Origin of the sequence: Xenorhabdus beddingii, from assembly GCF_002127545.1 — a bacterium.
Lineage (GTDB): Bacteria > Pseudomonadota > Gammaproteobacteria > Enterobacterales > Enterobacteriaceae > Xenorhabdus > Xenorhabdus beddingii.
The window spans coordinates 87,829-105,062 of sequence record NZ_MUBK01000003.1 but is presented as its reverse complement, the minus strand read 5'-3'; the positions used below and the strand labels follow the sequence as shown (position 1 = coordinate 105,062).

11 protein-coding genes and 1 pseudogene are annotated in these 17,234 nt (G+C 38.9%); 7 read left to right on the top strand and 5 right to left on the bottom strand.

Going from position 1 to position 17,234, the window contains the following annotated elements; all coding sequences use genetic code 11:
* Nucleotides 1-17: 17 nt before the first annotated feature.
* On the top strand, nt 18-3,110 hold the full coding sequence (locus Xbed_RS02855) for a toxin VasX (RefSeq protein WP_086111441.1): 3,093 nt from the start codon (nt 18-20) through the stop codon (nt 3,108-3,110).
* Nucleotides 3,111-4,109 (top strand): hypothetical protein, encoded by a 999-nt coding sequence (locus Xbed_RS02850; protein WP_086111440.1) that lies wholly within the window; start codon nt 3,111-3,113, stop codon nt 4,107-4,109. It abuts the gene before it with no gap.
* An 83-nt stretch (nt 4,110-4,192) separates the two neighbouring features.
* Here the strand turns inward: Xbed_RS02850 and Xbed_RS02845 are convergent, their stop codons facing one another.
* Genes Xbed_RS02845 through Xbed_RS02835 form a run of 3 tightly spaced genes read right to left on the bottom strand, consistent with a single transcriptional unit; the run spans nt 4,193 to nt 8,745 of the window.
* The gene (locus Xbed_RS02845) at nt 4,193-5,419 is read right to left on the bottom strand and encodes an MFS transporter (protein WP_086111439.1); all 1,227 of its coding nucleotides are present in this window, start codon (nt 5,417-5,419) and stop codon (nt 4,193-4,195) included.
* A gap of 17 nt (nt 5,420-5,436) precedes the next feature.
* Nucleotides 5,437-7,521 (bottom strand): 2OG-Fe dioxygenase family protein, encoded by a 2,085-nt coding sequence (locus Xbed_RS02840; protein WP_244182392.1) that lies wholly within the window; start codon nt 7,519-7,521, stop codon nt 5,437-5,439.
* Nucleotides 7,522-7,575: 54 nt separating this feature from the next.
* Complete coding sequence (locus tag Xbed_RS02835; protein ID WP_086111438.1) at nt 7,576-8,745, bottom strand: KamA family radical SAM protein; 1,170 nt, start codon at nt 8,743-8,745, stop codon at nt 7,576-7,578.
* Nucleotides 8,746-9,820: 1,075 nt separating this feature from the next.
* Between Xbed_RS02835 and Xbed_RS02830 the strand changes: the two genes are divergently transcribed.
* From Xbed_RS02830 to Xbed_RS02810, 5 genes are read left to right on the top strand one after another with little or no spacing between them, the layout of a single operon-like run.
* Entirely contained in the window at nt 9,821-10,828 is a 1,008-nt protein-coding gene (locus Xbed_RS02830; RefSeq protein ID WP_208612180.1) for an amino acid--tRNA ligase-related protein, read from the top strand.
* A 42-nt stretch (nt 10,829-10,870) separates the two neighbouring features.
* Nucleotides 10,871-11,812: a TauD/TfdA family dioxygenase gene (locus Xbed_RS02825; protein ID WP_208612179.1), complete on the top strand. Its 942-nt coding sequence runs from the start codon at nt 10,871-10,873 to the stop codon at nt 11,810-11,812.
* Complete coding sequence (locus Xbed_RS02820) at nt 11,809-13,047, top strand: ATP-grasp domain-containing protein (RefSeq protein WP_086111435.1); 1,239 nt, start codon at nt 11,809-11,811, stop codon at nt 13,045-13,047. The genes Xbed_RS02825 and Xbed_RS02820 overlap by 4 nt, the downstream gene beginning before the upstream one ends.
* Nucleotides 13,028-14,245, top strand: coding sequence for a multidrug effflux MFS transporter (locus Xbed_RS02815; protein WP_086111434.1), 1,218 nt, complete (start codon nt 13,028-13,030; stop codon nt 14,243-14,245). The genes Xbed_RS02820 and Xbed_RS02815 overlap by 20 nt, the downstream gene beginning before the upstream one ends.
* Nucleotides 14,245-14,961 (top strand): aspartate/glutamate racemase family protein, encoded by a 717-nt coding sequence (locus Xbed_RS02810; protein ID WP_086111433.1) that lies wholly within the window; start codon nt 14,245-14,247, stop codon nt 14,959-14,961. Before Xbed_RS02815 ends, Xbed_RS02810 begins: the two co-directional genes overlap by 1 nt.
* A 2-nt stretch (nt 14,962-14,963) precedes the next feature.
* Here Xbed_RS02810 and Xbed_RS20645 read toward each other — a convergent pair.
* A pseudogene (locus Xbed_RS20645) lies at nt 14,964-15,109 on the bottom strand (IS982 family transposase); the annotation flags it as partial.
* A 100-nt stretch (nt 15,110-15,209) separates the two neighbouring features.
* Complete coding sequence (gene dxs, locus Xbed_RS02805; protein ID WP_086111432.1) at nt 15,210-17,075, bottom strand: 1-deoxy-D-xylulose-5-phosphate synthase; 1,866 nt, start codon at nt 17,073-17,075, stop codon at nt 15,210-15,212.
* Nucleotides 17,076-17,234: the final 159 nt, after the last annotated feature.

Genomic DNA, 17,234 nt, shown 5'->3' with positions numbered 1-17,234 from the left:
ATAAGGAGAGGATAAAAATGGAAATAGATAACTATATGTTTTATACAAAAGAATCTGCAACAACATCGGATGCGGATTTTAGACAGAAAGTTGATGAGGCTAATAAAAAACTCCCTCATGATCTAGATATGGACACAGTAGTCAGATTATGTGATACCAATATTCAACCAGTTTATCCGGTTAGATATGGTTATGTGAATTTTTTTGGCGAAACTTTAGAAAAAGCACAATTGCCTCCTGATATTCGTACGTTAATGCATCAAACAAACTCACTTTCTTTGCGAAATAGAAGGGGATATGCTGCGCGAATACTCCGTCCTGGTTGGATATATGTGAAAGAAGAAGGTTTGTTAAAAACGCGAGTCTCTAAACAGGAAGGAGATCTACTTATCTTTAAATATCAACCTGAAACCGTAGATATAAAAGGAAAAGAGGGAATAATTGAAAATTTTATCCAATATGAACGAAAAAAAGATAATTCATCTTGGGGTGAAATACGGCCAGCTAGTGGTAGGGCTGGATTAGCTTATCCTTTTCTGTCTATTCGTAAGGATGTGCAAAAAATTAGTATTGTTTATAGTGAAGTTCCATTTTCGCAATCTATTTTGGAAAAAATGGATAATGATGTATCTTTTCGTGCCGGAGCAATGCAGTTAATTGATCTGGACGATAGTCATTCTCCTCATGCTATAACTGCGACCGGGTATAACTTTAATTATTTAGTTGAGGATTTTAAACTTGAGGAAATACAGTTTGAATACTACAAACATGGATTGTTAGGTCCTGACTTATCATCATTTAGCCCAAGTGATGTGACCACACAGGATACTTATAGATTGAGTTCTTATACTCTTATGAAGCAAATGGAGTCTTTACTTTGTCCTCACTATAAGGATAAAGGGAAAATAATTATTTTGCATGATCCTGTAGGATATCAGCGTGATATTTTGATGGCATATAGTTTACTTGCATTGTGGCGAACAGGCTATAGTGCTACTTACAGCTATCCTATTACTATAGGCCAATTTGTAGAAAAAATATCTGAATCCAATGATTCTAAGATTAAGAAATATTTTAACGAATGTATTGATCAGTACAATTGGAAAGTTTGGTGGCCAAAATTGAATTACCCCATAAATAGTACAGGAAAGAAATTAGAAGAGTTGCTTCAGTTATATAAATCATTCTTTGAGGAAAAAGGTGTTTCAGACCAGTTAGGTGGACTTTCTCATTATTTTAAATATTTTTTCTCTTTATCTGAAAACAAGGATGTTATTATGGCAGAGGATGCTGAAGAATTTGAAATATATTGTACTTTACTGTCTGAATTGCTGGAACCATTAAATAGTTCAGAAGAAGGATTTATGGTTTTGGAACATATTTTAGGTGGAGAGCTAGCTGCAGAAGAAAGCAGTTCATGGGCTGTTGTCAATAATGGAATTGTGAATACATTGGGACATGCTGGCGCTGACAAGGAACAAGTAGCAAAAATACTCATTCAAGGAATAAATAAAATATTAAGTGCGACTGGAAATTTGCTGGCCAGATTTTTTGTATTTGCACAAGAGAAGTCATATAAAGGAGTGTTGAAATTACATTCATCTAGTGTTAAACAGATAACGGATATATTGATTCCTAAAATTTTGGGTACATTAGGGTTCGAAATAAAAAGAGGTGAATATACTGAGTTAACAGAGAAACAATATTATGATTTTTTGAAAAAAACAGAAGAAAAAGGAAATTATGGTAAAACTAGTAAAGATACGGCTAATGTTGAACTTAGTTTAAAAAAATTAACAGGAAAAAAAATATTTGATTGGTCTAACAGACTTAATAATTATAATGATGATCTAAAGATTAAAGTTTCAACTCTTGAATTGAAAAGAAAAGAATTTAATTTTAAATTTAAGTTAATGAAATACGATAATAAAACCATTAGCCACTTGTTGAATTGTAGCTTAAGTGGAGTGGATTTGTTTATGAAGAGTTATACATTATACTCATTAATGTCAATGTCTCGTTTTGATAGAAATGATCCATTTAAATTAAATAAACAACCTCTGTATTTCTTTGTTACATATATGAATAATGTAATAGGAGGGTTAATTGCAGCCCAGAGTTTCTTTGAAGCTACAGGAAAAGCTCTTGGAGCTGCTACGCGATTGGCTGAGAAGATGAATAGTCTAGCGGTAAAAGCATTATTGGATCCAATATCTCGTAACATGGTAGTAAATGGTGAATTAATGGCGGTGCTAGCAAGCAGAGGGGTGGTGGTTGCAACAGGATTTATTAGTTCCGGTCTTTCTTATTATGATGCGCTTAATTCTTTCAACGTAGGTAATAATCCAGAAGGTTATTCCCATCTTGCGATAAGTGCAGGAGCTGCAACGATGGCTGTAGCATGGTGGTTAGCTGGTGGAGCCCTAGCAGGAATGACTTTGGGTACAAGTGTTTTATTCTGGTTAGGTGTTTCTGCAATACTTGGTGGAACACTGGGATTAATTATATTTGGTCAGGCTAACTTTGAAACTTTGTTAAAGAATTGCTTTTGGGGTAATGGAGATAGATATGCTTTTTGGGATATGGATCGTCTCTCTTTAGATACCCAGCTTGGTTTTGTACGATATAGGGGACAAAACATCCAAAATGCATTCATCGTAGAGTGTCGGGAATTTTTGAATCGCTTTATTGTGCCGGTCTTAAAAAGAGAAAACGATAAAAAAGGTAAAATAAAATATAAATTTATTTTACCTGATTTTAAATGGGGAGAATCAGAGCTATATTATAATATATTTCCTTCTTATTTAGTTACTGGTATTAATGATGATAATCCATATATGGCATCTAAAATAAATATTCCTAAATATCATATCGCAAAGAGTAAATTTGAGGAGGTAATTAATGTTGGTTTTTCTAAGTTAATTGATAATGAAGAAAATGGTATAACTACATTAACTGTGGAGATGGATATGAATGACTCGATATATATAGATGTTTTTTGGTATTATATGCCGACAAAAGATACTATTTCTCCTATGCGTTTTTTATGGGCAGAAAAACCGGAGTTTAAAAATGCAATTTATGGATATGACAATGAGGTATTACGCTAAATGAAGCAATTAATAAAAAAATGGTTTAACAACACGTTTGGGATTGTTGAGGTTGATTCTTTACCTGTAGAACGTTTACCTGCGCTCTGTTATTCTTTATTGGAAAAAAAATTAAACTTACTGGATAGCACTACTATTAAAGATGTGGGGTTCTTGGATTCAATTAATAGTAGAGAGTGCCATTTTAGCCCTAATATTAATAGGATGAGGAAACAGATTCTATTTCCTATAGCGGTAGGGTTTATATTAGGATTTGTTTTTTTTATTAATAATTTTGTCAAAAAATGGAATGCAAATGAAAATGCTCTCATTGAGTATGTGGAAAACACAAAGAGGAACTATGGATCTCAATTTTTTTTAGACCCAAAAGCACCTGAACACATAAAATCATTAAAAATAATATCAAATAGTAAAGACATCTCTTTATTTAAATACTTTTATATTCGTTATTCTAAAGATAGTATTTATGGTGAAGAGCGTAGTAGACGATATTTCATTTTTGAAGTTGGCGGTGGTTTGTCTTTGCTAATAATAAATATTATTCTGCTTTATTTTGTTTTTCTTCATAAAAAACCTGCTGATTTTATTATTGATCGTAAAAAGAAAATTTTTTACTCTTGGAGAAAAGGCAGAGTCTATGTATCACGCTATTCTGAATTGGGTATTATAAATAAAAATAACATTATTAGGTTTGAAGTCTATGGTTTAAATAAAGAAAATAAGTTAATGTCTTGTTTTTTTGTTCCGAGTATTTCTATGTTAAATTCTATAGAATATAATAATTTCATGTTGAAGTTTATGTCTAAATATTTATTACAAGGAAAAGAATCTGTCAGTTCTGTAGATTTCAAAAGACGAGAAATATTACCTTGGTTACGTAAAGATCTAAGACCTGAAGATTGGGAATCCCAGATTTCAGCAATCTTAGCTGAATTGGATAGACTGGGGCCACCGGGTATGATGCTTGACTCAAAAACGCAGACAGAACAAAGCAGCTAATCCGGCAATGCATATATTTATCATCAAAAATCAGCACCGCAGAGCAATCCTCTTATCGGTGCTGATTATTCAATGTCCAATAATTACGCTTTATTGGGCGTAATACGCCGTACCCACAACAAAACCAGTACCAATATCGTCAGTGGTAAGCCGTGGAATATCAGGATCACAATAGAAGGGGGCAGCCAGACATAGAACGGGGCGACCAGTAGCATACCTATCCCAAAACCGGTCATTTGCAATAATGTCAGCAAACTAAAAATCGGCAGGCGTAAACTTTCCGGTTCACCTTGTGCCCGTGATATCAGGCTGACTTCTGCGATCCCATCCCCAATTCCTGCCCAGACCGCGAACAGCAATAGCCAGAATACGCTGCTTTGTTGGAAAGTGAGGATAAATCCCGTCGACATCAGAGCCACACCGATAAAGAACAGTTTCTCCATTTTCAATAGGTTGCGGCTGCGCAGCAGGTAGCTGGCTAATCGCGCGCCACTGAATTTCCCTATCGCCCATGTTGCCAGCAGTAACCCCATTGTGGTGCTGATATCATCGGGGGTCAGCAATTTTGAAATGATGGGAAAGCCTACGTTATGGGCGGCGCTGCCCAGTGTGTCAGCCAGACTGAGGAACAGCATACCCGCCAGCATGGGGGCACCGCGCAAACCGTGACGTAATTCACGCCATTCATTACCGAGTTCTCTTGATGTTTTCTGCTCCGGTAAGGAGAGAAAACGCAGGGGTATAATCAGGAACGCTGCCAGCAGATAAGTGACGATATTAACGGCAAATACCATTTCATAGCCGCTGCTTGCAACCAGCAGCCCCGATACCAGACTGCCAAATACGGCTCCGGTGGCAGCCACGGAGGTGAGCCAGGAGTTAGTTGATATGCGTTGGGAGGCATGTACCCAATAAGGCAGTTGGCTGTTCAGCCCGATAGCAAACATTGAGTTGCCTAAACCAATGCCAAAGGCGATCATCGGCAAAATCAGCAATTGTTGTGAAACGGGGATCACCAATAGCAGAGACAGCAAAATAACGCGCACCAGATCAAAAAAGACCAGCGGCCATCTTCCCGCAAATCGTCTGAAAAAGGGTGTTCCGATCAGGCTGGCGATGATGCCACCGGCAACACGGCAGGCGAGAAAAATACTGACGTGCATGACGCTGTTACTGAGCAGGTAAACATAGGTGGATAAAGCCACCATATTCAGGAATGCGCCAAAATCGGAGACGAACCGGGCACTGACGATCAGTAAGGCATTAAGTCTTGAACCACGCAAATTCAAACTATTTTCCTGACTTGACATTATTGTTAGCTCTCTTGTTATTCAGGAAGTTGCCGGAAAGTGACCAGCAATAGATCCCGAAATGCCGCGTTTGTAGGCGATATTTGCCGAACATTACTTGCTCGATGATAAAGTTGTTTATCATTTATTGCGAGTGTTTCAAGAAAGTGTTCCATTGCGGTATGTAATAAAGGTGGAGCGTCACGGGCTGTTGCGTGGACTTCGGAAGTCACCGGTTCAGTATTGTGGCTTTGGATAAAGTGCATAAAGATCCAATCCTGGCCATCCTGATGAATTCCGGACGTCGTGGGACTTTCTTTGCCCGCTTGGGCTTTCACCCGAAATGGGTGAATATCGATCGCATAGCGATGCTCCTTTGCTAATCGATCGCCTAAAATCGCAATGTCGGTTGCCAGAATACCCTGCATGATGGGATGGGTGATAAATTCCTCTTTAGCATAGCTAAGTTGATTAGCGCCTTGTTTGTATTCAATATCATAGGTGATGGATGAGTGGTATTCAGTGTCTCGATTAAGTTGAAGTGGGTTTTCTGTGTCAGGATGATAATAATAGCGCAGGATACGCCTTTCTCTATGAGTGTAATCTTTAAAGTTCTGATCTAAAACCAGTTGATTCCAATGTTCTTTGAATGTTTTTACTTTTTCTTGATCACAGGAAATTAATTCACTGAAATGTGGAATGTGACAATAGTGTTCATTCATCAAACGTGCCGATATATTTGTCATTTGCCTATCTTGGCTACCTTGAATGGGGACGATAATGGGATGAACATGCTCAACCATTTCTTGGTGTAATGCATGGGCATCAGCGGCATCGTCTACTTTTGCCCAACATCTGAGCAGGTAATGTTCTTCCGTTTCTGCATTGATATCGCAGTCAGCGGGGTGGGGAATGCATTCGATCACGTTCGGATGGTTTTTCATGTGCTCAATGTTTGCAATGCCTTGAAAATGCCCGCTTTTTTCCGGGTACATGGCCAGCATCGAATAATGCTGTTTAGCCGTTGTAGCGCGTTGTTGGGCGAGGTTTATCCGCGTATCAATGTCCTGCTCTTGTGAGAGAATGGAGAGATAGAGTGAGTACGGATCTAATCCGGCGATATCACGGAAACAGGAATTTACAAATAGCCCGCCCAGGCGTGGATTAATTTCAATAACGACAGGGCCATCGTGGGTCATGCGGAATTCAAGATGGACAATGGCATAGTTTAAGCCAACGGCTTTTATACAGGTGACGGCATAGTCTCTGATTTGTTCTTGCTCTGAAGGAGAAAATGATACTGGCGGGCAAATCAGCAAGTTTTCCAGTACGGTGTTCTCTTTTTCAGTCAGGATCAATTTTTCATTGATCAATACCGGATGGATTTGGTTCTGACTAATGACACATTCGACAGAGCCTTCTATACCTTCAATATATTCTTCCAGTAGCAGGCTCTTGCCCGGAATGCTGACCTGTTTTCCTTCCTCTGAAGTGACACATTCCTGGTTATTTCCCATAAAATCGACGTAAATCGAGTGCTTATAGTGAGTCGTGAATGCGTGATAGTGTGCTTGAAGTTCAGGCCAGTCACGGCATTTTTTGATAAAGACTGAACCCGCTCCAAATGGCGGTTTTGCAATTAAGGGATAGCCAACCATTTTGGCTTGTGAATAGAGTTCTTCTTCGGTGTGGCACAGTGCATGGCGTATTGATCTGACCCCCTGTTTTTGCAAAGCCTGACGCATCAAAAACTTGTTGTTGCAGGCCGCAATTGCGGAAGCTGACGCATTTGGCAAACCAATATGGTGACAAACTTCTGCAACAATACAGCCAACTTGACCGTAGGTAGATGCCTGGCCTGCGTAACATAAAATACCTCGCAGGGTATAGGTTTGCTGCAAGGTGCTGACAAGATCCTGCAAGGCTTCCTGTGTCAGTGATTCCAGATAGAAAACGTCATCGCTATCAGCATAAAGACGTTCTGTGTGCTGGCGTCCTTGCAGCGCCGCTGTTAGGCAGTTCATTCCCCTGTTTTTTGCTGCGGTGAAATGGGCTTCCCGATATCTATAGCGCGGAACTTTGGCATCATCGATATCAACAAACAAAATTGCGTTTGGTTTCATTTGGCATCCTTGAAATAAATAGGCTTTATAATGAGATGAAAAATAACAATTAACTTAGTTATCCAACCATTCACACTGCTCGTTTCGCCAGTTGATAAAACGGTAATAACGTTTGCCATCGATAGTTTCAAAATGGGGTATTTCTTCTGGATTAGTCAATAAAGGAACCGTGAATTTGCCTTTCATATGTGGCAAGACATATTCCGGTAAAGCGATATTGGAAACCCGACGTTTGAGTTTGCTCATAATGGCAATGGCATCGTTGATCGAGGCTTTGTATTCTGAGGAGCCGGGAGAGAACGGCATGAAATGGTAGAGATAGTAGGGTTTCACTCCCATGCGGTACAGGTCGATAAACAGTTTATGGAGGGTTTCTTCATTGTCATTAATTCCGCGCAGGAAAGGCATGTTGGAAAAGACAATCGGTACCACACCTTGGATACGACGAACCGCCGCTTGAAACTCTTCGCTTAACTCAAATGGATGGCAGATATGAACACCAAAGGCGTTAACACGGTGTTTTTTCAGGCTCTCAATGAGTGCATCAGTAATGCGGTAAGGGTTGAACGTCAGGGCACGGGAATGAACACGGATCAGCAGGTCTTCTCTGATCTCCCGGATGGCGGCTAACGATTCATCCAGTTTGTTATCTGTCAGCATTAAGGGATCGCCGCCGCTCAGAATGACTTCTTCCACGGAAGGCGTGTTTTTGATGTATTCAAGGGATTGCTGAAAGGAACTGCGTCCCGCATTCGATTTACCTGAATCCACTTTTAATGTTCGTAAGGCTTCAAAACAGAACTGGCAATAAGAATTACAGGCATTCACCATCCGCAAAATAACGCGATTGTCATACTTATGTTGGCAGATGGGGGTTTTCATCTCATCATTAAGCTCCCAGTTTTCAGATTCGCCATCGTAGCCATTGAGCTTTTCTTCACGCCAGAACGGTACGACTTGCCGCCAGAGAGGGTGTGTTGTGATATCGTCAGATTGGCGGGTGGATAAGATCCTGTTGAGATAGTAGGGCGTTATTTGCATTTTTTGCCCCTGTAGGTTTTGCTGAATGCGTTGAGTGACTTCATCACTCCATCCGCCACAGGCAGTACGTAAAGATGCCTCATCACGTAATGCGTTTTTTTGCTGCCAGCGCCAATCGGTCCAATTCTCATTAAAGTCAGAAAGGAATGGCTGTGAATGGGAAACGACATTGATATTATTCATAATGGTTCCTTAATGTTTATTGGTTTATTATCGTGAATAGGAAAAACGACTACTCTTTAAATAGTTATTATTATGCTATTTTAGTCAATAAAATATATTTTATTTTTGGTGTGGTTAACGATTGATGATTGTTAATATGTCAAAATTTGATATCTGTAATTGTTTTTTAAGGTTATAAGAGTTTGGTATAAAAGTGTTTCACTTTTTAAAACACCCTAAAATTTGTTTAATGCATAACATTAAATAGGTGTTTAATTACTGCGTAATATATATTTTCAACTGCTTAATTAGATGGGTTTTATTAACCAGCTTGAATTGTGTCAGTGTCCATACATACCATTTTGGACGATTGATTAACTTATTTTATAGAGGGGGTAATAATATTGTTATCGGCATGATTTTATTGGTGGTATTTTTCGAAAAAGCAATGGTAGAAAATTATCATGCTGTTAAAATTCACTCTCACTGTGGGGAGTCAGGTGCAAGGCGCAAGCATACTTTAATTAACATATAGCCTTGTAATGTAAATATCATTTTTTGACTGTATGATTTGTTATAACAGTCTAAATAATAATTCTTTTTTGTTGTATTTTGTTCGATGTTCATTATATGAAATCAAAGATTTTAGATTAAATAATCTTTGAAAAGAAGAAAACAGTGTGCTCTCGCTCTGGAGTCGTAAATTTTCAGGAATTTAATTATCATACTATTATGAAAAAGTATTTATTACTTATGTGTTTTTTTAAGGATAATTATTTTTCATTGTTGTTAATAAACTGTTAACATGTAATATATTGTGATTTTTTCAATGAAAACATTTTTACTAAGTATAATTACATTATTTAAAACAGTTTATTGTGTTTATTTTTTGTGATTGAAAATAAAATTAAGTTAATTTTATGTTGATTATTTATGATGTATTGGATAGGCTTGGAAAAATGATGATTATTTATATCAGAGGGGTAATTGTTTTGGGGTTTGATTAAAATATTACTTGTGAAATTCATGAGTTTTTTATGTGGTTAAGTAGAAACAATGTTTCTGACTTTTTATTTCATACTATATGGAGAAAAAAATGTCTAAGCCTACACTGTCTTATCTTGAAACCTATATTTGGAGTGGACTTGTTTTGAATGGGTTGCGAAAAGCTGCGGCAGAAAATAATTTTATGGAGATTTTGCCGTCTATTATTTCATCTAGTTATGAACCTGGAGCAAAGCATTCGTTTGCCGTTTTAGGAGATAAAAATCTCCCCCAAGTCATCTCAGATGAGTCAGGCAATGTACAGGTTAAAGGAAAAGAAAAATATTATCTTCCGGTCAGCCATGTCGTTGAAAAACAGATGTCGCTTGAGTTTCTTGAGAAAGTATATTGTGTTGCGCCATGTCTAAGACTAGTCATGGACGGTGAAGAAAGTTCGGGAAAACATCTATATAACTTTTTCCAGTTTGAGATTGAATGGCGTACAAGTAGCATGGAAGATGTTTTTCTGCAGGGTGAAAAGATCCTTGTATCTCTCGCTAAAACAATCTTAGAAGATCAAATAACACCGCAATCAGAAACAGGATTACGTAATATTAGGGCGCTAGCTAAATCGAATTACCCAACAATCACATTTTCTGAAGGGCATCGCCTTATCGGTAACTCACCAGATTTGAGAAGAGACTTTACACCGGAAGAAGATGAAAAATTAACAAAGCTTTTTGATATTCCATTCTGGATTTATGATTATCCTGAAGGGGTACGCGATTCAATTTATCATCAGAATGATGAAGGTTCTTATGATACTTATGATTTGATGTTGCCATTTGGTTATGGGGAATTAACCACTGGTGGTATCCGTCCAAAAACAGCAGAAGAAATTCTTCAGCAATCTAAGAGACTAGGTAAGTCATATAGTACTGCGTATGCAGAATGGAAAGATAGATCTCAGATTCAGACCGCAGGATTTGGAATTGGTTTGGAACGAATTATTCGGTATATGAGTGGTTGTGACTCGATACTTGATATTGTCCAGTATCATGATCTTGGTCCTAACCGAAATATAAATAAAGATTTTTTTAAGGAAAAAGAAGCTATCTAATAATTTATCTTTTATGAGGTCTATATGAATAGGGTAGAGGAAATGCAAAGTAGTAGCATAAATCTAAATGTTGATGTGGTGAAAAATGTTTTGATCATCCCAACTGAAATTCAGACCCGCTTTGAAAATATATCTCAAGACTATGATTTAAGGTTGAATCACGAAATATTAAGTCTATGCAAAGAAATTCGTGAAATTATCGATCCGCATAACACTATATCAGATGATATATGTAAAAAAGTTTCTAATGATGGCTATGCCTTAGTTTCAGGTTTTCCTGTTGATTTTGACAAACCTGAAACTCCTGTTGATAAAATGATAGAAAAACCAGTGGGGAAATTTATTACAGAAAAAATATTGATATACCTTTCTTCTTTGTTCGGCAGTCCTCATGCATACAAAACCGAAAATAATGGCCAATTTATTCATGACTTGTATCCAATTAAAGGCAATGAGACTGTAGCATCTGGTACAGGCTCGGAGGTGGATCTTGAGCTCCATACCGAAATTGCATTTGATACTGATAAGCCAGACTATCTGTTGTTGACAGCTATAAGAAGTAGAGATGAGCAAAATGTGCCGACCACACTTGTGGATGTATCATCTGTATTAGACTGTTTGTCGGAGTCGGAACTTAGTCTACTTCAAGATAAGAATTATCTTATACGAGCTCCTTATTCTTTTTCAGACGGAGATGATGTTTATTATCGTCGGTCACTTGCAAATTTTAGTGGTAAGAAAAGTTACTCTTTCAACTTCAACTTAGGAGTAATTCATTGCAGTACGCAAGAATCTAAGGAATTGTTTGAAAAGGTCAGACAACTATGCAACCAATATGCATTTGAAGTTTTGTTGTCACCTGGGTCAGCGTTAGTTATTGATAATAATAAAATGCTCCATGGACGTTCATTATTTAAACCCAAATTTGATGGAAAAGATCGCTGGTTACAGCGCCTTTACGTGAAAAATAAGGATTTAATATGAAAAAGTATATTCTTGTAGTAGAAGCTTCATTTCTAGGTGTTTCATATATTTCTCAAGCCATCAGTAATTTGGGCTATGAGCCTATATTTCTTACAAATTATTGGTCACAAGAAGGAGATGCCTTAATCCAGCTTGCGAAAGAAAGAGCAATTTTTTGTGAGACGACAGAGGTTGAAGACATTAAACGGGTAGTAAATTGTCTGGGGAAGGATAATATTGCAGGTTTGACAACCTTATTGGATAGTCGCTTGGCCATTATAGCGGCAGCTAACAGGGAACTGGGCCTTCCTGGCGTATCAGAGAGCGTTATCAGCTTGAAGGATAAATCCTATGTTAATGAGCTAATTCCTGAGTATGTACCTCAGTCATTTTCTTTGGAGTGGGGGGAAACGCCAGAAGTAAAGATTAAAGAATTTCTCAATTCTGCAGGAGTAGAAAAATTTATTGCAAAACCAAGTTTAACGGCAGGAGCTATAGGTACTTTCACTTTCGATAGCTTTGAGAATCTAGAACGCGGAATTGAACCGGCACTAAATAAAATACCTAGTTACCTTGAGCCAAATAAATATGTTATTCAGGAGTTTTTCAATGGCGAGTTGATAAGTATTGAAGGATATATTTATAATAGTAATATTGAATTTATTGGGGCTACTAAGCGTTTCAAATATGGTAATACTGAGGTAAAACATCAGTTTCCCTATCAGAATGAAATGGGTAATGATGTCTATGAAAAATGTAAGGGAGTTATTAGAAACCTCATTAATCGATCAGGTTATGATTATGGTTTTTTTCATATAGAATTCATAGTAAATGGTGAGGATGTTAGGCTGATTGATGCTAATATGGGGAGACCTGGCGGCACCAATGTTATGGAACTGATTGCGTTTTCCTATAATATCGATCCAGTAAAAATATTTGAGCATGTAATTAGCATTGCGGTGTTACAAAAACCAGTTATTAAAAATGAGTTTTTTACTGAAACCTCTTGTCAATATATGACTGGGATTTTATACGGACAGAAAGAAACAGCAAGGTTGCTCAAATTTGAGCTTCCTAATCCTAAATCCTCACATCATTTGGCAGTTAATATGGGAACAATTGTTCCAGGATTGGGTGAGAGTAACTGGTCCGCTATTGGTACTTTAACTGGTAGGCCAGAAGATGTGTTTGAAGATTTAGAAAATATTAAGCTGATTACTGATAAGGGTGAATGTGGTGCAGCAATTACCAAATAAAAGTAACGAGAGCATTTTCGTTAGTATTATTATTGTCTTATTGGTCGCAATGGGTCAGTTTAATAATACATTATTTATTCCATCTTTACCTCATATGAGTGTCCCTTTGGGGACCTCTGATTCTTTCCTTCAATTTTCAGTTACTTTAACTTTGCTTGCTTTCGGTTTTTCTCAGCTAATATATGGCCCGTTATCAGACTATTATGGTCGTCGCCCCGTTGTTTTAATTGGATTGATAATATTTTTTCTGGGTAATATTGTCTGCCTTTTTGCAATGTCTGGAGTTATATTTTTAATCGGAAAAGTTATAACTGGGCTAGGAGTTGGTTGTGTAGGGCCTATTTCTCGTGCTATTGCTCGTGACCTCTCTGATGGCAAAAAGTTGTTAAAATTAATGGGAATATTGGTAATGTTCATGTCTGTTACTCCAGCTATATCTCCTATGCTTGGTGGTGCTATTCAGGGATATTTAGGGTGGAAGATGAACTTTATTATATTATGTATTATTGCATTGTCTTTTATTATTTTTGTATATTACACTTTGCCTGAAACTAATAAAAATAAAGGTGAAGAGAATAATATTCTTAGTTTTCATCGGATGTTTTTAAACTATCGTGAACTAATTTTACACGGTGAATTTCTGAGAATGGCTCTTTTCAATATGTTTGGTTATGCTGCTGAACTAGTGTTTTTGTTATCTGCTTCTTATGTACTTCAAGAACATTTCTATCTGCCACCACAGCAATTTGGCTTGATACCACTGGTTATTGTTCCGTGTGTTATGATAGGGAACTTTATTGTCACTAAATTATCTTCACATTTCGAAGTGAAAGTAATCTGTACTATTGGAGTCTTACTTATAGCACTTGGCTCATTGCTTATGTTCCTTTTCAGTGAATTTATGCCATCGACAATTATTTCTTTTATCATACCGATGATGGTAGTGGCGCTGGGAGAAGGTATTGTCACTCCTAGTTCCACAGCCAGATGTATGGATTTGTATGGTAAGAAAGCAGGCTATGCAGGTGCTGTCGTTGGAGCGATTGCAATGGTGGGGGCAGGGATCATCGTAGGTATTTCATCACTAAATCCTCTTCATAGTCTATTCAGTATTTCTATTATACTTTTAGTAATCTCCTTTATTTTGTTGATATTATGTTTGGTTAACTGGATTTATCAAAATAGAGAGGTATCGTAATGCCTTGTTCAATCGGTGTGCTTGCTGGAATGGGACCAAGGTCAACTGGGCCTTTTGTCGATATGCTCGTGGACGCATCTCAGTCTCTGTATGGTGCAAAGTACGATATGGATTTCCCCAAAATGCATATTATCTCTTTACCAACTCCCTTTTATCCGGGAAGAACCATTGATGATACTAGAATGATACAGGCATTGAGAAACGGTATTGCAGATTTGGTTAAAGCTGAGGTAGGCCTGATCGCGGTTCCGTGTAATCTAGCCCACAGGTATTACGCTGACATGGAAGATGCTAGTGCTGGTATACCTATTCTACATATAGCTGATTGTGCCCTCAAAAAAATAACGCCTGATGACACAAAAATAGCAGTCATCGGCACAGAACCTACAATTAACGCAGGGTTTTATCAGTCGCGTATTTATAAGGCAGGGAAAGAAGCTATTTTATCTACAGAGTTGCGCAGCCGTACAACAGAGTTGATTACATTAATTAAAGAAAAGGGGTTTGAGAATAAAGAGGTAGTGACGGCTTGGGATTCAATATTGTCCTGTATCGAGGCTCTAAGAGCGCAGGTGTTACTCCTCGCTTGTACAGATATTAGTCCTCTTATAAAAAACAGGGTAAATAATGCCTTGAAAATAGTGGATACGGCTTCAAGCCTAGCTGAAGCAGCCATTCACACATCTTATAAATTAAAAAAATTATCTCTAGAATAACCTCAACATTGTTTAAGGATAGTGATTTCAGAATCAAATAAATCTAAGCTCGACTTCTTGGCTGGAACCTATTGGTCATTAATCCTGATACAATCTCCAGTAAAAAGCCGAGTATACTACGATGCTTTAAGTGTTCTATAACGTTCTTCTAAGATAATCATGCCTGAGGATCTCCACGATTTTGTTTTATTAGCTAAAAACTTTGATCGTACCTCAGGCACTTAGTTGTTTTTTAAGTAGGATTCAGGTTATTTAGCCAAATATTTCTCAATACTGTTTTGAATACCTGCCACATCAAGGCCTAAATCAGCGTGCAGCTCTTGCTGTGTTCCCTGGGGGATAAAATAATCCGGTAAGCCAAGGTTTAATACAGGAATTGTGCGCTTTTCCTGCATCAGCAATTCGTTAACGCCACTGCCTGCGCCACCCATGATGGCGTTTTCTTCCAAAGTCACCAGTAAATCATGGTTAGCTGCCATGTCCAGTATCAGTTCCTTATCCAGTGGTTTGACAAAGCGCATATCGACAACCGTTGCATTCAGGTTTTCAGCCGCTTGCAGTGCATAGGGAAATAATGTGCCAAAGTTGAGGATCGCGATCCGCTCTCCCTGACGGCGGAGTACACCTTTACCGATGGGCAGTGTTTCCAGTGGCTGGAGTTCGGCACCGGTTCCTGCACCGCGAGGATAACGGACAGCGGCAGGCCCTTCTTGGTAATGATGCCCGGTATGCAGCATCTGGCGGCATTCGTTTTCATCGCTGGGGGCCATAATCACCATATTTGGGATACAACGCAGGAAGGAAAGATCGAATGCGCCTTGATGGGTTTGCCCATCTGCGCCGACAATACCGCCACGGTCGATGGCAAACAAAACCGGCAGGTTTTGGATGGCTATGTCGTGGATCACCTGATCATAAGCGCGTTGCAGGAACGTGGAATAAATGGCGACGATGGGTTTGTAACCCCCGATAGCCAAACCGGCTGCAAACGTGACGGAATGCTGTTCAGCAATCGCGGCATCAAAATATTGTTCAGGATACTCACGGGAGAAACGGACCATGCCGGAGCCTTCCCGCATAGCTGGGGTGATCGCCATCAGTTTTTTGTCATGTGAAGCAGCTTCACATAGCCAGTCACCGAAGATTTTGGAAAATGTCGGGCGAGTATCTGCGTTTTTCGGCAGAGAACCGGTAGCGGGATCGAATTTGGGGACGGCATGCCAGCTAATCGGATCTTTTTCCGCCGGTGCATAACCACGACCTTTTTTAGTCATAACATGCAGGAATTGTGGCCCTTTCAGCTCCCGCATATTTTTTAAGGTTTGGGTCAGCGCCAGTACGTCATGACCATCGACCGGCCCGATGTAGTTAAACCCTAGTTCTTCAAACAGGGTTCCGGGAACGACCATGCCTTTAAGATGTTCTTCGGTCTTTTTCAGCAACTCTTTGATCGGGGGCAGGTTGGAAAAGACTTTTTTGCCGCTTTCCCGTAGGGTTGTATACAATTTGCCCGACAGCAGTTGTGCCAGATGGTTATTCAAAGCCCCGACGTTTTCAGAGATAGACATTTCATTGTCATTGAGAATAACCAGCATATCGGGGTCAATATCCCCGGCATGGTTCATGGCTTCAAAAGCCATGCCCGCCGTGATGGCGCCATCGCCAATGACGCAGACGGTTTTGCGGCCTTTGCTTTCGTGTCTCGCCGCGATTGCCATACCCAATCCGGCGCTGATTGAGGTGGATGAGTGACCTACACATAAGGTGTCATACACACTTTCATTTCGCCATGGGAAGGGGTGCAGCCCATTTTTCTGGCGAATAGTATCAATGCGATCACGACGTCCGGTTAAAATTTTATGTGGGTAGGCCTGATGACCTACATCCCAGACTAAATTGTCAAAGGGGGTTTTATAAACATAGTGGAGTGCGACGGTTAATTCGATAGCGCCAAGGCCGGAAGCAAAGTGACCACTGGAGCGGCTGACACTGTTCAGCAAAAATTGACGCAGTTCATCGCATAACTTTGGCAAAGTGTCTTTGGGTAGCAGGCGAAGCTCTTCTGGAGTTTCTGCCAATGCCAATGTTGGATATTTCGCTATATCAATGCTCATGCTATGCCTGTATAAAATGCTATACCCGTTAGAAGTTGAAGATTAAGAACCCTGTTATTATCCGTGTGTCATTTCCGGGTTCACCCCATAAGACGTTTTTATTGGTTATTGGGTTGTTACATCACTAATGACCCTATTAATTGATGAGTAATAGGGTCT

Excerpts from the sequence above, each read along its gene's own strand:
- Xbed_RS02840 (WP_244182392.1), bottom strand. The coding sequence starts at position 7,521 with ATGAAACCAAACGCAATTTTGTTTGTTGATATCGATGATGCCAAAGTT.
- Xbed_RS02810 (WP_086111433.1), top strand. The coding sequence starts at position 14,245 with ATGCCTTGTTCAATCGGTGTGCTTGCTGGAATGGGACCAAGGTCAACT.
- Xbed_RS02835 (WP_086111438.1), bottom strand. The coding sequence starts at position 8,745 with ATGAATAATATCAATGTCGTTTCCCATTCACAGCCATTCCTTTCTGAC.
- Xbed_RS02850 (WP_086111440.1), top strand. The coding sequence starts at position 3,111 with ATGAAGCAATTAATAAAAAAATGGTTTAACAACACGTTTGGGATTGTT.
- Xbed_RS02845 (WP_086111439.1), bottom strand. The coding sequence starts at position 5,419 with ATGTCAAGTCAGGAAAATAGTTTGAATTTGCGTGGTTCAAGACTTAAT.
- Xbed_RS02830 (WP_208612180.1), top strand. The coding sequence starts at position 9,821 with ATGTCTAAGCCTACACTGTCTTATCTTGAAACCTATATTTGGAGTGGA.
- Xbed_RS02855 (WP_086111441.1), top strand. The coding sequence starts at position 18 with ATGGAAATAGATAACTATATGTTTTATACAAAAGAATCTGCAACAACA.
- Xbed_RS02825 (WP_208612179.1), top strand. The coding sequence starts at position 10,871 with ATGCAAAGTAGTAGCATAAATCTAAATGTTGATGTGGTGAAAAATGTT.
- dxs (WP_086111432.1), bottom strand. The coding sequence starts at position 17,075 with ATGAGCATTGATATAGCGAAATATCCAACATTGGCATTGGCAGAAACT.
- Xbed_RS02820 (WP_086111435.1), top strand. The coding sequence starts at position 11,809 with ATGAAAAAGTATATTCTTGTAGTAGAAGCTTCATTTCTAGGTGTTTCA.